Raw genomic sequence first — 19081 nt, 5'->3', positions numbered from 1 at the left:
AAGAACCCTCCCTATTCTATTTGTCTATGTTCATAAGATATATGGGTTTTCCCAAGTGAAGCTATGAGCTGATTACTATCAATTTAACGTGTAAATGCTGCTGGAACACCGCCATCAATAGTCATCATGCATCCGGTTGTTTTCTCTGATTTGGAAGAAGCAAAGAAAGCAATACCTTCTGCGATATCTCTTGGATAGATATTAACAAGTAGCGTGGTGCGCTTACGGTAGTACTCTTCTAATTGATCCGGTTCAATGCCATACGCTGCCGCACGTTCATTTCTCCAAGAACCGTTCCAGATCGCTGAACCTTGCAGAATAGCATCTGGTAGAATCGTGTTTACACGAATGCCATACTCTCCGCCCTCAGCCGCAATACAACGAGCAAGATGCGCTTCAAGTGCTTTAGCAGAACTGTATGCGGATGCGCTTTTCCCAGCATATACCGAATTTTTGGAACCAATGAAGACCATGCTGCCCCCAATTCCTTGCTGCTTCATCAGCTTGAAGGCTTCACGCGCAACGAGGAAGTAACCTGTACCCAGGACATTCATGTTCAAGTTCCATTCCTTCAAGGATGTCTCGTCAAACGGACTGGAAGTAGCTAGCCCCGCATTGTTCACAATGATATCTACACCGCCGTATTGGATGGCAACTTCCGCATAAGCCGCTTGCACCGCCGCTTCATCGGTTACATCCATTTTAAGTGCATAAGCACGATTGGCGCCATATTGGTCATTAATCTCTTGTGCAACCTTCTGTGCACCCTCAAGATTCAAATCAGCAAGGACAACATGCGCTCCTTCGGATACGAGTCTACGCGCTGTTTCACTTCCAATGCCTCCTGCGCCTCCTGTAATAAAGGCTACTTTACGAGAGAATTCCGTCTCCGCTGGTGCAAGAGAGAGTTTGTATAATTCAAGTGGCCAGTATTCCACATTGTAGGACTCATTGGCACTCAGCGATACGAATTGTCCAAGACTGGTTGCCCCACGCATCACGGCAATAGCTCTGTGATACAACGCCCCACTCACTTGGGAAAGCGCCCAGCTCTTACCTGTGTTAATCATTCCTACACCCGGAATCAAAATAACCCGTGGTGCAGCTTCAAACATAATATCGCCTTCATTTTTGTTACTTTCAAAATATTGTTGATACTGCTCTTTATACGCTGCTACACCATCGACCAGCTTCGCCTGAAGTCCTTCAATATCATTAGCGTCAGGTGTCCAATCAATAAACAATGGTACGACTTTGGTATGTACCAGATGATCCGGGCACGCTGCTCCGACCTGAGATAATTGCGGTGAATCTGCCCCGCCGACAAAGGCAAGAACGTCATCTTGATCGTCAAAGGACAAAATCATTTTTTTGCTATCGGATACTGCCCCTCGAATTGTCGGCATCACACGAGATACGATCTCACGACGAACCTCAGCCGCAAGTGCCGGATGCTTCACGCCGCCAAAGAGGCTTGCTTCATCTACCCGTGCTTCAATAAACGCTTCCGCTTCGTTAATGATTTTGATCGTCTGTGCATAACACTCTTCTGATGTGTCTCCCCAAGTAACCAATCCATGCTTCTCCATAAGTACAAGCTCAGCATTGGGATTCGCGAATACGCTTTCAGCAATCATTTTAGATAATGTAAAACCAGGACGTACATATGGCACCCATACAAATCGGTCTCCGTAAATTTCTCTTGCTAATTCTTTTCCGTTATCTGCACAACACAAACTAATTATGGCATCTGGGTGTGTATGGTCAACATGTTTATATGGAAGGAACGCATGCAGTAGTGTCTCAATGGAAGCACGTGGGTGCTTGGAATCAATCATACAATGTCCCAAATACTCAACCATCTCTTCATCTGTCATCGATTCCCGTTCAATTAATGGACGAATGTCCTCAAGCGCAAGACCTGTAAAATGCTTCGCTTGCATGGAGCCCAAGTCAGAGCCACTACCTTTAACATACATAACTTCGATCTCACGACCACGGAAATCCTGTACTGTCGTTTTGGTAGATGTGTTACCCCCGAAGATATTGCACACACTGCGATCAGCACCAATAAGGTTGGAGCGGTAAACCAACTGATCTAGTCCTGTTGTTCTCTCTGAAGCCTGCGCTGAATTCCATAAACTCTGTACCATTCGTTTCCCTCCGATAATGTTTGTTTTATTCCTAATCAGAGTTTAACATCTTTGTTTTGTTTTGAAAACAAAAAGATTTTAAATATAAACGGAAATATTCAAAAACAGAAAGAAGTGATGATCATTTCCACCTCGAACATACTATGCTGTTCCTCATTTCGCACTTTAACACAAAAAAAGCACCCATCCACATCCAAAGATGCGAACAGGTACTTCTCAGGTTTAGACCTTAACCCTACTCAACGACGTCGGGCAAAATCAACAAATTTAAACTTATCAGGACGATGTCTAGATTCCGTATACTGGAACGGACTCGCATCCTCTAGGTACACTTGGCTCCTCACCACAACGACGTTATGGAACCCATCCAGATCAAGCCATTTCCGATCCTCTTCCGTAGGCTCTTCAACCAAAATCTCCTTCTTAGCAAACGAGATGGCGAGACCTAGCTCTCCCTCAATGTACTCGTAGATCGAGTTATTGCAGATCTCCTTGCTAAGTCCTGGAACAAGCTTCTGGCTAATATAATCCTTATCCAGAATGACATGCTCCCCGTCTACATGACGTACACGCACGATCTCCCAGACGTTCTCGTTCAGCGCGAAGCCAATTTGCTTGAATAAATTGTGATCTACTTCTCGATCTTCGAACACGTTCACATACGTCTTCGCACGATGACCCATTTTTTGGGCTAATTCTTTGAAGCTCACAAGACCCGAGATAGGAAAGTCAATTTTGCGGATGTCCAATACAATGGAGCCTTTACCCTGAATCTTCTGGATGTATCCTTCTTCATATAACATTTTCAATGCTTTACGGATGGTCTCTCTGGACGTTTGATATTGCTCAGACAGATCCAGCTCAGATGGGAGCAGTGTTCCTGCCTCAATTTTCCCTGTCCGAATATCCGCTGCGATATCCTCATAAATCCGGATAAATTTATTATTCATTCGTCATCACCACTGTTCATTACCCTTATTATTAACTTATATAGCAACTCATTATAGCATGAGCGTTTTCGTTAGCAAAGTTAATGGGGGATCCCAACCTAACGTGAACTGGTCCCGGATTTGTTTTACTCTGCAAGCATGCGTAATGCTTCTGTCTCATAGGATTGGAAAGCATTTTCCAAACCCATAATGACATCCTTAATTTTCATATATCCCCTGATATACGGCTCCGAATCACGAATTTCTTCCCACATATAGTGATACTGCTTGATATCTTCGGTCTCGCATACTACAAAATCAGTATAGTCTTTACCAGGGAGAGCCTCCGCATCAAAGAATCTTACACTAACTTCTGTACCATACTTATTGATAATTTCCTGTAATGAGGCCGCATAGTTCCTACGCTCTTAAAACAATCATCATTTGCCGCATTTCTGTCACCTCTGTCTGAGTATTAGTTGTTGTGATTCATTTTAACGCGCCTAAACCAGGTTGGCATTAACATAGGTTAATCACTCTAATGCAGTAATCGACTCAGTGACACAGGTGAGATGCCTAAATAGGACGCAATGTGATATTGTTGAATTCTCTTCTCCAGCCCTGGATATTTGACTAAGAAAGCTCGATATCGCTCCAGCGCAGACAGATATAATAATTCCCTCTCACGTTCTTCCTTACGGATATACAGTCGCTCCACAGCCGTTCTAACAAATCGTTCCCAGCTATGACTTCGATCCATAAGCATCTGTAAGGCATCATAGGGAATCTCGATCACTATGGAATCTTCCATCGCCTGAATGGTATACATGGATATTGATCCACTTATCATTGCTCCATACGAAGTTGCAAAGTCATTTTCCAACGTGAAGGCAACATTATATTCTCGTCCATCAGGTAATGTGTAATACAAACGAAATAACCCATGCGTACAGAAATAGGCATGAGTTACTTCATCACCTGATTGGACAATCGCGACTCCTCTTGGAATATGCTTAACCGTAGTTGCATTCACAAACCAGTCCCACTCTGTAGATGATATGGAATATTTAGCCAAGCGTCCGCTCTCCTTTAGACACACCAAAAAAAGGAGGCATCCCAACAAAGGACTAAGTCCTCTGCTAGGGTGCCTCCCCTAAACCGTGTCATTTTTTCTTGATTATAACGATTCACTTCACGAACGTAAGTACTCACAATTCGTTTCTGATCTTCAGTAACGCTTCATCCAGCACGCCGACAACCTTGTCGCACCATGCATCGAACTCTGGATCTTCTGTTTGAAGCTCAGGATGGGCAAGAATATGCTCAACAGTATCTCTAATGCCTTGATCCGCGCGCGTAGTTGCTACGAAGTCGGGCACCAACCTTTTCAGCTTGCTGTTATCAAAAACAACGGTATTCGCCTTATCGCCAAGTAATCCTCCTCGAAGATCTTGATCACTGCAGGCAGCCAAAAACTCAGAGGATACATGTACGGCATGAAGCTTAACGCCCAGCGCACTCGCAATGATCTCATAAATCTGATTCCACGTGACGGATTCGTCTGACGTAATATGTACCGACTCTCCGATTGCATGGATGTTGCCCATCAGACCGATGAAGCCTTTAGCAAAATCGCGATTGTGCGTTATAGTCCATAATGACGTGCCGTCGCCATGAATAATAACCGGCTTATTATCAAGCATACGCTTAAGCACCTGCCAGCTTCCTTGCGCACCATGCACACCCAAAGGTACGGATCGCTCATTATACGTGTGACTCGGACGTACAATCGTTATAGGAAATCCTTGCTCACGGTATTGCTTCAATAGGTATTCCTCACAGGCAATCTTGTTACGCGAATATTCCCAATACGGATTGGATAGTGGCGTGCCTTCCGTGATCCGATAATCGGCAAGCGGGGTCTGATATGCTGATGCAGAGCTAACAAATATAAATTGTTTTGTTTTATCCTTGAACAGACGATAATTTCGCTCCAACTGCGCGGGTACAAATGCAATAAAGTCTGCCACCACATCGAAATTCAGGTCGACAATCAGCTCTGCTACTCGTGCTTCGTCATTAATATCTGCTTGCAATACCTTCACTTCCGTAGGAAGGTTTGCATTACGATTCCCTCGATTGATGAGATATAGCTCCCAGCCCTGCTCAGCAAGTTGAGTTGTAATGGCTGTACTGATTGTTCCTGTGCCTCCAATAAATAGCGCTTTCATATTTGCACCTCCAGATGGAATATATGGCTCTACCATGATATCATGCATGCAAAAGAGGAGCAAAGCTCCGGGGTCTCCGAAACTTTGCTCCTTCATTCTAGACAACTTTGATTTTTCCATAAATCATATACATTCCGCAATGAATCTGGTATTCACCTGGTTTTAAATCAGGATCGACCGTGTAGTAGTTATCTCCCTTTTGCATGTATAGATCCATGCCAAGATCACTGGATAACAATGACTTAACATGTGTAACTTGCCGAGTAAGGATAAAATTAATTTTGGTCGGAACCCCTGCCTTTACTTCAATGACATCAGGACCAAAACCGTCGTTACTTACACTCACATCAATAACTTCAAATCCCTGCAGATCTTCTGCTGTCTCGACTTTAGCTGCATTCGCAGCTTTGGCGCTTTCCGAACCCGGGGACATATCTTTACCCATAAAATACACTAGAAACGAACCAAGTAAAACAACTACAGCAAGACCCAATGTTAACATTGGCCATGCTTTACGGATCCAACTATTCATATCAACGCTCCTCTTTCCATCATTCATAGCTCAAGCACACGTTTTAAGCATACCTGATTCATCTCAAAATTAAAATGACTCCAGTGGGCTATAGCCAGCTTCGATGCCGGAGCAGTCACGCATTTCCAATCAAATTTTAAATTTACATATCAAAAAAAGCCTGATTTCTCAGGCTTCCTAAGAAAAGCTCGTTGAATTTTAATAAAAATGACTATTTCATGAATATGAAGGCGAAGCTCGTTTTACCCTTAGCTTGTGCAATTCAGGTAAGGCAACGCCAAGTAACACCACAATAACCCCGAACCATTGCAACACGCTAACATGCTCATGAAGTACGATGGCTGAGAGCAGCACCGCAACCGGAAGTTCTACCGCACCTAGTATGCCTGCCATGTCCCCTCCAATATGCGGAACGCCAATGGCGAACAGTACTGGTGGGATAAAAGCTCCGAAGAATCCGAGCAATAAACCGAAGACAAGCAGCTGGCTCCAGATCAAGCCATTAAACAAGAACGTCGGTGGGAACAGGATGCATAGCAGAACCAAACCTCCAGTCACCATCCATGCGCTGCGAAATGCAGGATGCGCTGACGGAACTGCTTTTCCACTGAATAGAACAAATAAAGAGTAACTTACAGCTGCCATAAGTCCCAGCGCAATCCCTAGACCACTAAATTCAGCAAGTCCCTGTTCGAGGAAACCTGCAGCCAGCAATGTCCCCCCAAAGAGTATAACTAGTGTGAGTAGGGTGACTTTATTTGGACGCTGCCGCTTGCTTACTGCCTGAATCAATACGCTAATCCATGTGAATTGAAACAATAGAATAATGGCAAGCGATGCCGGAATGTATCGCAGTGATTGGTAATACACCAATCCAGTAATCACGGTCGGTGTGCCTGCCGCCATGAGCATTAAACGCTGTTTCCACGTTAATTTTTGAAAAACATGAGTCGATGCTGTGGATGATTTACCTGCTTTATTATGTTTGCGTTTCAAGTTAAATCTTGTGTATAGTGCCAGCATCCACGAAAGAATGAATCCTGTAATCAGTTGCGTGCCCACAACCTCACCTAACTTATAGCCTTCACCATAAGCCAAAACCACGATCGTGGATAATATGCCGTAACTCATTGCTCCCGCAAGAACAGATACATAATATTTCATTGATGAACAAACCTCCTGATGTTCCAACAATATCGATTTCAATAGAATAACGTCTCTTTACACTTGTCACCTGGGGACAGAACAATCTTGAAAGACACCTGTTCTCTCCAGATTCCTAAGAATCCCGGCTTAGAAATAAACATCCAAAATGCAAAAAAATCCTAACTACGTACAAGGAATACATGAATCCCTTGCCATCGTAGTTAGGAAGTATAGGCTTCCCGTAGAGACCCTCGCCCTGTGTACACTTTCGGCCTGCGAGGTTATACGAAATGAATATGCTTTTGTGATGTGTTCTTCTGTGACGACTTTTCATATATTACATGGGAGGTGAGATGGTGTCAACCCTGTTTTACAAATTTAGAAATGGATACTGAATGTTGTATAACCTCTTTCGCTTACATACGTTATACATCCGTTGTATTCCATTCCAGCGTTTGCTGTAAGCCTGCTTGTAGTCCACGCAGATCCAAACCATCCACCGCAAAGGCATTGCGAATTAATGGCGGAGCTACAAACTCATCGTATTTACCAAGGTATGGCGATTCATCCTCAGCAAGCAACGCAGATGCATCTTCAGCTGCACGACATTCACTCATAATTTCAGCTAACAATGTGCGTGCATCTACTTGACCAGAGACTACAAAATAATAAGGCTCCATGGGCACCACAGATCTTAACGCTAGTTTGCTTGATAGATTATGCTTCATAAGTCGCTCCAATGTACGGAATGCTTTGCTACCCACCCATGGCAACACATAATGAGAATCGCCGCCTGCCGGTATGACGACTTGCTTCAGGAGTCCAGTCTCGCGAGCCAACCTACGCGCCCGCTCTAGTCGGTTCACTGCCTGCGGTGATAGGTAAGGATAGATGGCTGAACTGGACAACACTTCTCTCATTTTCTGAATTACCATCGTATGAATATCGCCGCCTGCGCCGAGCCATAATGTATCCACTTTGCCTTTCGCAGACTTAACATATACAGACTTATGTTTACGATCCACTTCTTCGACCTTCCACAGCTTACCTGCAAGAGAGAAGCAGTAGCCTGGTGGCGGCACAGTCGTAATGGAGCCTATTTCTTCAGAGCCATTCAACACTTTATGCTCTTCATCATCCTTGAAGACGGCGTAGAAACGATAATTATTCACCGTTTTCTCGCCGGTTAGTCCAATAATTAACGTCTGCTCTTCTGTCCACTGCAGATGATCGGTATCAATCAGATAATTTAGAAATACATCAAACTGACTGCGGTTGATTTGGGCAAAAGGTGCAAGCGAAAGGACAGCCTCTGCAAGCTCTCTTGGTTCGGCTTCCCCCATACTTTTGAGCATACTCATCGTTTGGTGATAGAGTACCCCCATCGGCATTTTACGAGCCTCAAGTGGTTCAACCCACTTCGTCTTCACATATAATTCAATGACTGCAATCGCACGAAGTAACGTCCACGGTATACATGCAGGAAGCTCAGCATCCTCCGCCTCTTCCTCTGGGCATACAAATAACATCTCTGAAGCCATATCATCCCGGCGACCAGATCGTCCTAGTCGTTGAACAAAACTCGACGCACTGTAAGGCGCACCAAGCTGCACAACTCGCTCAAGTTCTCCAAGATCTATGCCGAGTTCCAGTGTTACGGTTGCAGCGGCTACCGCCGGCCCTGCTCCTGTGCGTAACGCAGCCTCCGTCTCTTCTCTCAGCATCGCTGAAATGCTGCCATGGTGTACGTGGAATACATCACGCTCCTGTCTTCTTGCGGCAACTCGCCGTAGCTCAAGAATAGTAACTTCCGCATCTGTCCGACTGTTGGTGAAGACTAACGCCTTCTTCCGATGGGTACACTCGTAAATAAAATCATAATATGCTTTACGGGCATTGTGCAGATGTTCTGCCTGTTCTTCATCACGCGCATCCGGGAATGAGAAATGTTCAACCCGAAGGCGTAATTTTCGACCACCGGGTGAAGAGACAACATCTACACCCTGATCTGTTCCAGCAGCAAGCCAAGCAGTCGCTGCATCATAATCGCTGAGCGTTGCGGACAAGCCAACACGGCGAGGCTTGCACCCTGCCATACGTTCAATACGAGCCAGCTCACTCAGTACCTGTATTCCCCGATCCGCTCCCATGAAGGCATGCACTTCATCAATAATGATATATCTCAGGTCATGAAACAAAGCTGGAATCGCATTCGGTCGATTCATCAACAGACCTTCTAATGATTCTGGTGTAATCTGGAGTACACCTGACGGATTTCGCACCAAACGTGTTTTCTCCGCTTGAGCTACATCTCCATGCCAATGCCACACTGGAATATGACCTTCAGACAACAGATCCTTCAACCGCTCAAATTGATCATTAATCAAGGCTTTTAGAGGCCCAATATACAAAATCCCAACCGATTTGGATGGACGTTCATACAATTCGGTTAACGCAGGAAAAAAAGCTGCTTCCGTCTTGCCAGAGGCTGTGCCCGCCGCAATCAACATATGATGTGGAGTATGAAAGCAAATATTGCACGCTTCGATCTGGGCTGGACGAAGAGACTCCCATCTTTTTTTATATATAAATTCCTGTACAAACGGCGCTAAGCGATAAAAGGGGTTTGTTTCACTCATAACTCAAATTCCGCGAGAAAGTCATCTAGCTCATCCGTGGATGATGAAGTGCCTGCTTTACTCGACCCTTCAGGTTTAACCGCTCGCTCTCCCAGCAATTGAGTATACGTCACTTCCGGATTCTGATGCAGCGTGTGCAACACATCCATAAAATCTCTCACCACTTCACGGGTCGTGAGCATCTCATCGGCTCCAAGTCGGTTAACTGCCATTTGCATAAAATCAACTAATTCTTCATCACGCAAACTTGCGGTATATCCAAAATGTAAGGCATGAATCTGGCGAAGCTTCTGTAGTAGAATTAGAATTTCCTCATGAGATAACATGGATAGCTTCAGAATAGGCCCTGTATAATTCGCATAATCTCTTACTGCATAACGGCCGTCAATTAATCTGGAGCGAAGCGCCTCATAACTAAATAATCCTCTACGTTCATCCTCCACAAACTGTGGGGTTCCTCCTACAAAAATGCCCAGATGCTCGGCTTTACCTTGCATCGTATCATTAAACATCGTGAGCAGCTTCTCATAGTTACTCTGACGAGATACGCTATTTGTAATTTTGTACAGATTAACTGCCTCATCAATAAACAGCAGCAGACCTTTATATCCGATCTTAGCAATAAATTCAGACCATAATTTGAAGTAATCATACCAGTTATCATCGTCAATGATCACCCCAACAGCCAGTTCTTTCTTGGCCTCTGTCTTGGTTGCATATTCCCCTCTTAACCAGCGGAGAGCCGCTTGCTTCTGATCATCGTCACCGAGCTTATAGCCGTTCCAGTACGAAGCCAACACTTTAGCAAAATCAAATCCATGAACCAGATTCTGCATCTCATTCGTTACCGCATAGATCTGCTGCTCTACTTGCAAGGCAAGTGCTGGATCGTCTGGTCTTAATCCGTTATTTTGCATCGTTTGCTGCTGCAGTGCTGCAATCCATTTCTGTAAAATTGGCTCCAATGCGCCGCCATCCGGTCGTGTACGTGTAGACAGGCGGGTCATCAGCTCACGATATGTAGCCAGTCCTTGACCTTTGGTTCCCACAAGTCTTCGCTCAGGGGACAGGTCGCCGTCTGCCACGACAAACTCACGATCCATCGCATAATTGCGAATCATTTGCAGAAGAAAGCTTTTGCCACTACCATATCGACCTGTAATCAGTTTAAAAGCAGCTCCGCCTTCTGCGATATTATCCATATCTTGCAAAATTGCCTCTACTTCAGGCTTCCGACCAACCGCAATCTGCTCCAATCCAATCCGCGGCACAACACCAGCCGTTAAAGAATTGACAAGAGCCGTTGTGATTCGTTTCGGTATTTTAAATTCTGTCATTACATATCACCTCTTCACATGTTCAAACACCGTTATATAATCCGGAACAATCCGGTCGTTATCAATGAGTAGATCGCCGATCGTTTCCATAGCTACATCGTTGATCTCATCAAGCAAAAGCGCAGGCATTGTACCATTCCGCTCAGCCACCTGCATCAGTTCACGGTCAGGTTCATCACCTAATAATGCATATATCACCTGCACATGTCGTGGAGCTATCTCATTTGCGAAAAGAATCCATTCATCATCCAATTCAGCGATGAAAGAATCCTCCCATTCTAAAGTGAAGACTTCTTCTTTTGTCTCCAAATCGATACTACCATCGTCGGGTTCCATAGTTTCTGTTGTACGCTGTACGTTGACATCCTCTGGCTGAGGAGATGTACTGAATTCATTTTTCTTAGATGTGACTTGTTCCCCGATGACTTGCATCCCTTGGTGTTGATTCAGAAGTTGGTTGTCTAGCGCAAGCTTGTCATCTGAATAGGCTAGCTCGTCCATCATAAGAGCTTCTCGAACATAGTCACTCTCCTGCTGCAGAACGGCAAGCTTCTCCAGATCAATCCGAACCGTTGGCTTCTCCTTAAGCTCTTCTTGCTCAGCAGCAAACACCTTATCTAAATATCGCTCAATGACTTGAGCAAACTCCGTATCGAGGGTCTTGCCACGCAATCTGCCTCTGAAACCGAGTAATTCCCGTAATTTATTTTCAGTGCAACGGAAAATCCTCGTAACCAATGAACAGAATGGAACACTTTCACCAACAGGAACAAAGGTAAGGTCAATCGAGTTCCCATATAACGTATCATCATAAACAGCTTTGCGAAATAACGTACGTTGGATGCTCTTCTCCTTCGTCAACTGCAAATGATCAATCAAGCCTATTCCACGCGTTCGTTGCAGATAGGATTCCATGACAACCATCACTTGTGGAATATATCGTTCCAATGCACTCTGACCTTGGTCTCTATAAAATTTATTGAGTGTGATGTCATACTCATAATATCTGCTAAGTAATTTTAACGACAATTTCGACATGTCGCTCGTCAGCAACCGATGAAGCTCCATATCTGATATCTCCATTGGAAGAAAACCACTCGTGATCTCCATAATCTCAGTTAACGATATATGCACTTGATGCACGAACCCATAGTCGACAAGCCAATCCTGCATGTATACATCAAGTTGAGGGAACCGTTCCCGATAATTAACCCATAATCGTTTTAATTGCTCATATCCCCACTCTGGATCTTGCCATCCAATACCATTAATTAACTCGTAGATGTGAACAAAAAGATATGATAAGTCCGTATCCGGATATCGTTCGGCACGTACTTCAGTTCGCCAGTAGAAGTACCAGCTTCGTTGTGACTCGCTCATCACACCATAGGTTGGCCAGTAACTCATAAAAGGTACAAATGCGGCCTCTTCTCCGCGCAATTCAACATATTGTCGTGCTTCCTCAGCGAACCTTCGCTCCGAGGACAAAACGCCCCCGTTCGTCACTTGTTTATCCAAAGGAGCGCGAGCCAAAGTTGATCGATCAGGTATAGGAACTTCAGTTGTCCTAACATCCTCACTTAAGTCAATCTCGGTAAATTCCAATTGTCTTGAATTGTCTTCCATTGTTTCATACTTCACCCCATCCTCTAGTAGAGAATACGAACAAGTGTATCCATACCGCTCATTATAACACTTGTCCTATTCCAATGGTGAACAAAAAATGACGCCTGAACTGTTGCCAGTTCAAACGCCATATCTCATAAGATTCTAAACGACTACAGCACGGTTTTTGCCTTCCGTTTTGGCTTGTAGCAGCGCCTGACTAGCCCTCTCGATCAGATCAGATATCGTTAACTGCTCCTGAGGAACCAATACCGCTCCTCCAACACTAACCGTTACGATTTCATTTGGATCCGATAAATCACGCTGGATTTGCAGCGCGAGCACATGTTGTCTAATCTCTTCTGCAAGTTCAGCAGAACGGTCAGAAGTCGTTCCCTTCAGCTTCAACATGAAGGTTCCCCCTTGTAAGCGAGAGATTAAGGCATCATATTGCTCGCATACAACGGTAAGCACTTCACCGATCCATTGCAGACACAGATCTCCGCCTTGTAAGCCATACGTCGCATTATATGAACGAAAATCATCTATATCAATAAACAGCAATCCTAAGCTACAGTTATCACGTAAGCATTCATCCCAATCATCCTGGAGCTGCGATTTAAATATCGCTTGAACCGGCATGTCCGTTAGTGGATCCGTATTGAGGACATTCTGTAGCTGATGTGTTGTTTGATTATAACGATCCTGATCGTGATGCGAAGCACCGCTATTAAGGAGCACCATTAATGATGGCTTCCCTCCATGAGTGACCGAAGCAAGAGTGATCTCAAGCAGCAACGATGTTCCCGTGGCTGTAACGAAATACAATTGGTTCGTGAACAACTGTGTGCTGTTGAGTTGTATCTCATCAATGCTTTTCTGCAGCGTTCCTTGCGTCTTCTCCGGTACCAGTTTCTTAAAGTCCATACCAATGAGGCTTTTGGTCGCTTCAAACCCAAGTAGTTCGGCTGCACGGTTATTACAGTATTTTATTTTCCCATCTGTTAATGTGAGGAAAGCCACTGGCGAGAAATCCATCAACTGCAAATATCGCTGCTCATTCTGACGCAAAATACGGGCATTCTGCAATGCCTGCTCCTCAGCCTGTACCAACTGATTCTCGGTTTGACGGCGTACGATCGTTTTGAGCAACGGCAGAACATTAAGTTCTTTAGCTGTCCAAGGATAGGATGTTGATTGCACAACTTCCCTCCACTTCTCAAACGATTTTCGCGGAGACAATCGAATCCCATCATCCGTTTTGATCACCGCTTTGGCCGGGTCTCCTGCCCAATCAACCAATTGTACGACTTCTGGTCGGAACCAGATGATGTAGTGATGCTGGCCTGGGGATATAGCGACATATACGATACCGGATGCTTTTTCCTTATACGTCTTAGCTGGTTCATATTCCAAACTAAGCTGGGACGTATGATAACTGTAATCCTCAGACTCACCCGCCAGCCATGCTGCGAGTCCCCTCACCTGCTCCCAAGTTGGTGTATCCCCATAGAGCAGTAACTTGTCTTGATAACAAACGGCTGCTCCCGAAGCTCCCATAAGGTTAAGCAAGGTTTGCTGTTCACCTTGTAATTCCTCCACCACTCTTGCTGGGCTTGTATTGCCTATAAAGATATTCGAGATTCGTGCAGCTTGCTCACGTGTGTGAATCTCAGCCTGATACTCGTCCAGTTGATGACGTTGAAACAATTCGCTGGAAAAGAATGCCCCCAAGAAATTGCACAAGTTACGAATGCGATGCGGCACATACCTTGGTGAATAATGATGACACGTAATCAGCCCCCATAAATGGTTGTCATTGATGAGAGAGATCGTCACCGTAGCACCCACACCCATATTCTGCAAGTACTCAATGTGTAGAGGTGATACACTTCGAAGCACGGATAAGCTTAAGTTAAGAGGTTTACCTGTCAAAGGTTGAAGCAGTGGTACAATCTCTACCGGTTGATAATGCACGTCTACAATAGTACGCAACCAATTGCGTAGGTACAGCTCCCTAGCTTGCTTAGGGATATCCGATGCAGGATAGTGATGTCCGAGGAAAGGTTCGAGATGTTCTTCGCGTGCCTCAGCAATAACTTTTCCGTTCCATGTTTCATCAAACTCGTAAATCATGACTCGATCGTACCCCAGCATTTCCTTCACTTGCTCTGCTGCAATCTGACTAGCTTGCGTGCGGTTACTTGTGCTCTTAATCCGTCCAAAAAAACGGGAAATCCACAAATAATCACTGGTCTCTACATCAGCCTTCTCGTCAGGATTGGATGGTTCCATCTCCAAAATTAACAAACCTTCACTCTCATGTATAACTGTCAAAAAAGTTCGTAGCTCTCCAGATACATCCACCGTCACGTCCATGTACTGTAGGTCGGATGTAACCGCGGCATGGAAGGTGTAGCTCATCAAATCTCTTAGACTGTCCTTACCAACCAATGATTCAAGTGGAAGTCCCAAAATCTCATCTGTAGTCAGACCAAGATATTCTTCTGTATTCTGGCTACATTGAACAATAGTAGGTGTATGAGAGGCGTTCACCGCCAAGAGCACACCATGCGGCTGGATAAAACCCGGAATATGAATGGGCTCTTTATCGCAATTATTTAAATCTATCGGATCATTCGTATACGTGCCCTGGCTCAGCAGCGTACGGTTTAGCCGTTTGTTTTCTTTGCTCGAATTCGATTCGGTCATGAATTATAAATCCCCTCCATTGCAGTTGTTCTTCTACGATAACTGTCACTTAATCTGCTGTATTAATCCACTGATCCAATAGGCGGAATGTCTCAGAAGCTGTATGCACCATCTCGTCATGCTCTTCCGTCTTCGAAACAGATTGAAGAAGAAGCTCCATGAACTCTTTCCATCTCGTTCTGGTGTCTTCGCCATAGGCGTTAAAATAAGCAAGACCACGATCAGCCTCAATCGGCAAAAACTGCGACAATCGCTTGGTCATAATCTGACCACCGTTCGTAGAACCTTCAATTACATAGAAATAGCCGAACAATTGAGCAGGAGAAGAAATGTCCGGCAATTGCTCACACAAGGGCAGATTTCGGATGTCCTCTTCACTTGAACCTAAATTCCGTAAGTCATTCTCCAGAAGAGCCGTTTTACCTCTGATTTCAATATCAAGACCTGTGTGATTCCAAAAAGGCATGTTCACAGCCTGTTCTTCAATCGGTTTAATAAACCCGTAGAATTTCTCCAGATATTGCTTATACTTTCCCAAGCTTATCGTTTGATTCATAATCGCTTTAGCATAAGGGTTAAGTTCAATTTGTCTATGATAATGAGCGGTCTCTGTTTTGAGACGTTCCATAAGATTGCTTGTTGTCATGAAAATCATCATCCTTTTTTATAAGTTCTCTTCATCCATAAACAAGACTTATTGCAGGTAATATCAGTTTAGATAGGATTAGATATTCCATTTTATCCGACAAAGATACTATGCTAGTATACTTTTTCTTGCGTGAGAAAACTACAACAATCCCCGGCATGTCAGCTGATATTCGATTTGTGGTTGTTACCACAAGCGTAAACTAAATCCAGATCTAACCTGCATCCCCAAAAGCCAAAAAACATCCTTAACTCATTCATTATCCAAGGGTCTCCGCATTGAAACAAACCTCCTGAATTCTGGACTATGAATGCTCACGCTCATCTATGTAAACCCAAACCAAGAGTCTCCAGTTCGTCTCATTATAAGGTAGTTCACTCTACAAGGTAGTTCACTCTACCCTCGCATGATACACTGTTCATATCACCTGTCACTGGAGGAATTATACATATGAAATTAACCATTCAAGATGTAATCCAACATCTCACGACAGACATAACGTTACCGGAAAATACAGTTGATCAACTATTAATTGGTTCAGCTGATCAAGACGTACAAGGCATTTTTGTCACCTTTATGCCCACACATCATGTGATTGAACACGCTATTCGATTGAATGCCAATCTGATCATTGCCCATGAACCTCCCTTCTACAACCATCACAGCCAGACGGATTGGCTCATGAATGACCCTGTCTATGAAGCCAAAAGAACCTTAATGGAAGAAGCAAATGTTGCGATATATCGCTGTCATGATGCTATTCATCGATACCAGCCAGACGGCATTACGGAAGGATTAATTCAGGCGTTGGGATGGTCAGCTTATGTGGAGCGACACAGACCCGAAGCTGACATTCTTTCACTTCCGGCTGGTACAACGGTTCAGGATATCGCTAACCATATGAAGAAAACCTTAGGTCTTGAATACGTACGCGTTGCTGGTAGCCCAACCATGGATTGTAAGCGTGCAGCAGTCCTTGTCGGGTTTCGCGGTAATGCGCCTCTGACCATCCCTCTATTTCAGAATGAAGAGCTTGATCTTATCATTGCAGGCGAAGGTTTCGAGTGGGAGACCCCAGAATATGTGCGAGACGCTGTACAACAAGGGAAAGACAAGGCACTTATTATGATGGGACATGCGGAGAGTGAAGCGTCTGGTATGAAACTTTTGGCTGATAGATTATCTACAGTGTTCCCTACTGTACCGATTCATTTTGTAGCGGATCAACCCATATTTAAAGTGTTATAACAAGTTGCTATATGTAAATCGTTTCATCTTCAATTGAACTGGAATGTTATTCAAAGCCCTCCTTGTGAGTGGCTTTTTGTTTTCTCTTCGTGTAATCTAAATGCTGTAACTTTGAAGCTCAGGACATTTGTCCTTGGCTTACAGCGCTGATTTGTCATTTAATAGAATTCGGAAGTTTATCGACAGTCTACATTGAACTGGAACTGTTGCAACATGCAGGATAAGGAGAGTACCACCATGAGAGGAATTATTTTTGCAATATTAGGCGGCGCTTGTATTACGCTACAAGGCGTTGCGAATACTCGGATTAGTACAGACATTGGCACATGGCAAGCCGCTACAATTACCCAGCTCACCGGATTTATTCTGGCAGCACTTATTTTAATCGTTGTACGTGATGCTAACGTACAGGGACTTAAGCAAGTGAAGCCGTTATATCTCGCAGGTGGCGCATTCGGTGCTGTCATTATATTCAGTGAAGTATCAGCGATTCAGCAAATGGGTGTGACCTTCACCATCTCTGCTCTGTTAATTGCACAATTGACGTTAACATTTCTAGTGGATAGTAATGGATGGTTTGGTGTAGTGAAGCAGAAGATGAAACTACCACAGTTTCTGGGCATTGCACTTATGATCACAGGAGTCATTATCATGAAGCTATAGTTAGCTAGTTTAGGTCGGTGGGGGTGCATACCTAATGGAAGAAATCCATAATAACGAAAAATTACTTCATTATCTTAGACAGTATCAACTGGAGACGGTATTCTATGAGCCACTACGTGAACATATGACGTTATGTCATTTTGAGAAATGCGAACTCATCTGTCGCGAAGGAGAGGCCTCCGAATATTTATATGTGCTGGTCGAAGGCAAGATCAAAATCTTCACTACATCAGCTCAAGATAAAACATTAGTGCTCTGTTTCAAGACACCTTTGGAAGTCGTTGGTGATGTCGAATATGTTCGGGAGAGTAACATTATTAATACGGTTCAAGCGGTCTCACCCGTAGTTATGCTGCGTATCCATTATCGTTATCTGGCTGAATATGCTGGCGAATACGCACCCATGCTCAAATTTCTGCTAAAAATTATCTCCCACAAGTTTTATATCGACTCCAACTTCTCTAACTTTAATCTGATGTATCCTGTGGAAGTTCGGTTAGCCAGTTACCTTCTCTCCATCTCTACCGAGGAGGATGGCACTGTATTTCATGAAGAATTGGATGCTTTCAATTTAACGGATATCGCGAATCTGATCGGCACCAGTTATCGGCATTTGAATCGTGTTATTCAAAAACTGTGTGCGGATGGTCTCATTGAGCGTAACCCAGGCTTTATCCTCGTCAAAGATCGGGCAGGTCTACGGGAAGTGGCGGGTCATAACATTTACGAATAAGGAGCATTACAACCCATGATGATTACAGGTATTTTGCTTGCTCTGCTAGCAGGCGCACTTGTCAGTTTACAGACGATCTTTAATAGTAAAGTTAATGAGCGTACTGGCTCGTGGTCTACAACGACTATGGTACTGTTTACCGGCTTTTTGGCTTCGTTCCTAATCTCTATCCTTGTGGAGGGCAAAAATACGTTTAGCCTCCAGCATATGCAGCCCTGGTACTGGCTTAGCGGAGCAATCGGTGTGGGTGTGGTATTTTGCCTTGTGCAAGGCATGAAGCTCTTAGGCCCAACGTATGCCATTTCAATTGTGCTAACTTCCCAGTTAAGCTTCGCACTTCTTTTTGATGCCATGGGATGGTTTGGCTTAGAGCAGATCCCATTCTCGTGGAATCAATTAATCGGTGTGCTCGTTATTGTAGGCGGAATTGTACTCTTTAAGTTTGGCGGTTCAATGAAGTCCTCGCGTGCTTCAGCACCAAGGACATAGGTAGACAGAAAAAGGACG

General features: G+C 44.3%; 15 protein-coding genes, 1 pseudogene and 1 riboswitch. Of the genes and pseudogenes, 4 read left to right on the top strand and 12 right to left on the bottom strand.

What is annotated here, in order from left to right:
- Positions 1–83: 83 nt before the first annotated feature.
- The 12 genes and pseudogenes from J2T19_RS22195 to J2T19_RS22140 form a co-directional block, all read right to left on the bottom strand.
- Positions 84–2153 (bottom strand): bifunctional aldolase/short-chain dehydrogenase, encoded by a 2070-nt coding sequence (locus tag J2T19_RS22195; protein ID WP_307219651.1) that lies wholly within the window; start codon positions 2151–2153, stop codon positions 84–86.
- Between the two features lie 239 nt (positions 2154–2392).
- Positions 2393–3103 (bottom strand): trehalose operon repressor, encoded by a 711-nt coding sequence (gene treR / locus J2T19_RS22190; RefSeq protein ID WP_307219649.1) that lies wholly within the window; start codon positions 3101–3103, stop codon positions 2393–2395.
- Positions 3104–3228: 125 nt separating this feature from the next.
- A pseudogene (locus J2T19_RS22185) lies at positions 3229–3510 on the bottom strand (darcynin family protein); the annotation flags it as partial.
- A 110-nt stretch (positions 3511–3620) separates the two neighbouring features.
- Positions 3621–4115 carry a Crp/Fnr family transcriptional regulator gene (locus J2T19_RS22180; RefSeq protein ID WP_307219694.1) on the bottom strand — a complete coding sequence of 165 codons (495 nt, stop codon included), beginning with the start codon at positions 4113–4115 and terminating at the stop codon, positions 3621–3623.
- Positions 4116–4290: 175 nt separating this feature from the next.
- Positions 4291–5313: an SDR family oxidoreductase gene (locus tag J2T19_RS22175; RefSeq protein ID WP_307219647.1), complete on the bottom strand. Its 1023-nt coding sequence runs from the start codon at positions 5311–5313 to the stop codon at positions 4291–4293.
- Positions 5314–5410: 97 nt separating this feature from the next.
- Positions 5411–5845 (bottom strand): cupredoxin domain-containing protein, encoded by a 435-nt coding sequence (locus J2T19_RS22170; protein WP_307219645.1) that lies wholly within the window; start codon positions 5843–5845, stop codon positions 5411–5413.
- A gap of 216 nt (positions 5846–6061) precedes the next feature.
- A complete protein-coding gene (locus tag J2T19_RS22165; protein WP_307219642.1) occupies positions 6062–7009 on the bottom strand; it encodes an EamA family transporter in 948 nt (315 codons plus the stop codon).
- A 180-nt stretch (positions 7010–7189) separates the two neighbouring features.
- A riboswitch (purine riboswitch) is annotated at positions 7190–7300 on the bottom strand.
- 116 nt (positions 7301–7416) lie between these two features.
- The gene (locus tag J2T19_RS22160) at positions 7417–9630 is read right to left on the bottom strand and encodes a DEAD/DEAH box helicase (protein ID WP_307219640.1); all 2214 of its coding nucleotides are present in this window, start codon (positions 9628–9630) and stop codon (positions 7417–7419) included.
- Positions 9627–10967 carry an ATP-binding protein gene (locus J2T19_RS22155; RefSeq protein ID WP_307219637.1) on the bottom strand — a complete coding sequence of 447 codons (1341 nt, stop codon included), beginning with the start codon at positions 10965–10967 and terminating at the stop codon, positions 9627–9629. Before J2T19_RS22155 ends, J2T19_RS22160 begins: the two co-directional genes overlap by 4 nt.
- Positions 10968–10973: 6 nt before the next feature.
- Entirely contained in the window at positions 10974–12593 is a 1620-nt protein-coding gene (locus J2T19_RS22150; protein ID WP_307219635.1) for a TerB N-terminal domain-containing protein, read from the bottom strand.
- A gap of 144 nt (positions 12594–12737) precedes the next feature.
- A complete protein-coding gene (locus J2T19_RS22145) occupies positions 12738–15284 on the bottom strand; it encodes a diguanylate cyclase domain-containing protein (protein ID WP_307219634.1) in 2547 nt (848 codons plus the stop codon).
- A gap of 49 nt (positions 15285–15333) precedes the next feature.
- Positions 15334–15930 carry a biliverdin-producing heme oxygenase gene (locus J2T19_RS22140; protein ID WP_307219632.1) on the bottom strand — a complete coding sequence of 199 codons (597 nt, stop codon included), beginning with the start codon at positions 15928–15930 and terminating at the stop codon, positions 15334–15336.
- Positions 15931–16380: 450 nt separating this feature from the next.
- Between J2T19_RS22140 and J2T19_RS22135 the strand changes: the two genes are divergently transcribed.
- The 4 genes from J2T19_RS22135 to J2T19_RS22120 all read left to right on the top strand — a co-directional run bounded on the left by J2T19_RS22135 (position 16381) and on the right by J2T19_RS22120 (position 19063).
- On the top strand, positions 16381–17178 hold the full coding sequence (locus J2T19_RS22135; protein WP_307219629.1) for a Nif3-like dinuclear metal center hexameric protein: 798 nt from the start codon (positions 16381–16383) through the stop codon (positions 17176–17178).
- Positions 17179–17415: 237 nt separating this feature from the next.
- Positions 17416–17841, top strand: coding sequence for a DMT family transporter (locus J2T19_RS22130; protein ID WP_145048565.1), 426 nt, complete (start codon positions 17416–17418; stop codon positions 17839–17841).
- A gap of 34 nt (positions 17842–17875) precedes the next feature.
- The gene (locus tag J2T19_RS22125; RefSeq protein ID WP_307219627.1) at positions 17876–18574 is read left to right on the top strand and encodes a Crp/Fnr family transcriptional regulator; all 699 of its coding nucleotides are present in this window, start codon (positions 17876–17878) and stop codon (positions 18572–18574) included.
- Between the two features lie 18 nt (positions 18575–18592).
- On the top strand, positions 18593–19063 hold the full coding sequence (locus tag J2T19_RS22120) for a DMT family transporter (protein WP_239289861.1): 471 nt from the start codon (positions 18593–18595) through the stop codon (positions 19061–19063).
- Positions 19064–19081: the final 18 nt, after the last annotated feature.

Origin of the sequence: Paenibacillus tundrae, assembly GCF_030812775.1 — a bacterium.
Lineage (GTDB): Bacteria > Bacillota > Bacilli > Paenibacillales > Paenibacillaceae > Paenibacillus > Paenibacillus tundrae_A.
The sequence above is the reverse complement of the archived record's forward strand: the minus strand, read 5'-3'. Positions and strand labels throughout refer to the sequence as shown.

What these genes read in the sequence shown, in the direction of transcription:
- J2T19_RS22170 (WP_307219645.1), bottom strand. Translation starts at nt 5,845, where the DNA reads ATGAATAGTTGGATCCGTAAAGCATGGCCAATGTTAACATTGGGTCTT.
- J2T19_RS22195 (WP_307219651.1), bottom strand. Translation starts at nt 2,153, where the DNA reads ATGGTACAGAGTTTATGGAATTCAGCGCAGGCTTCAGAGAGAACAACA.
- J2T19_RS22145 (WP_307219634.1), bottom strand. Translation starts at nt 15,284, where the DNA reads ATGACCGAATCGAATTCGAGCAAAGAAAACAAACGGCTAAACCGTACG.
- J2T19_RS22130 (WP_145048565.1), top strand. Translation starts at nt 17,416, where the DNA reads ATGAGAGGAATTATTTTTGCAATATTAGGCGGCGCTTGTATTACGCTA.
- J2T19_RS22135 (WP_307219629.1), top strand. Translation starts at nt 16,381, where the DNA reads ATGAAATTAACCATTCAAGATGTAATCCAACATCTCACGACAGACATA.
- treR (WP_307219649.1), bottom strand. Translation starts at nt 3,103, where the DNA reads ATGAATAATAAATTTATCCGGATTTATGAGGATATCGCAGCGGATATT.
- J2T19_RS22140 (WP_307219632.1), bottom strand. Translation starts at nt 15,930, where the DNA reads ATGACAACAAGCAATCTTATGGAACGTCTCAAAACAGAGACCGCTCAT.
- J2T19_RS22165 (WP_307219642.1), bottom strand. Translation starts at nt 7,009, where the DNA reads ATGAAATATTATGTATCTGTTCTTGCGGGAGCAATGAGTTACGGCATA.
- J2T19_RS22175 (WP_307219647.1), bottom strand. Translation starts at nt 5,313, where the DNA reads ATGAAAGCGCTATTTATTGGAGGCACAGGAACAATCAGTACAGCCATT.
- J2T19_RS22155 (WP_307219637.1), bottom strand. Translation starts at nt 10,967, where the DNA reads ATGACAGAATTTAAAATACCGAAACGAATCACAACGGCTCTTGTCAAT.
- J2T19_RS22120 (WP_239289861.1), top strand. Translation starts at nt 18,593, where the DNA reads ATGATTACAGGTATTTTGCTTGCTCTGCTAGCAGGCGCACTTGTCAGT.
- J2T19_RS22125 (WP_307219627.1), top strand. Translation starts at nt 17,876, where the DNA reads ATGGAAGAAATCCATAATAACGAAAAATTACTTCATTATCTTAGACAG.
- J2T19_RS22160 (WP_307219640.1), bottom strand. Translation starts at nt 9,630, where the DNA reads ATGAGTGAAACAAACCCCTTTTATCGCTTAGCGCCGTTTGTACAGGAA.
- J2T19_RS22150 (WP_307219635.1), bottom strand. Translation starts at nt 12,593, where the DNA reads ATGGAAGACAATTCAAGACAATTGGAATTTACCGAGATTGACTTAAGT.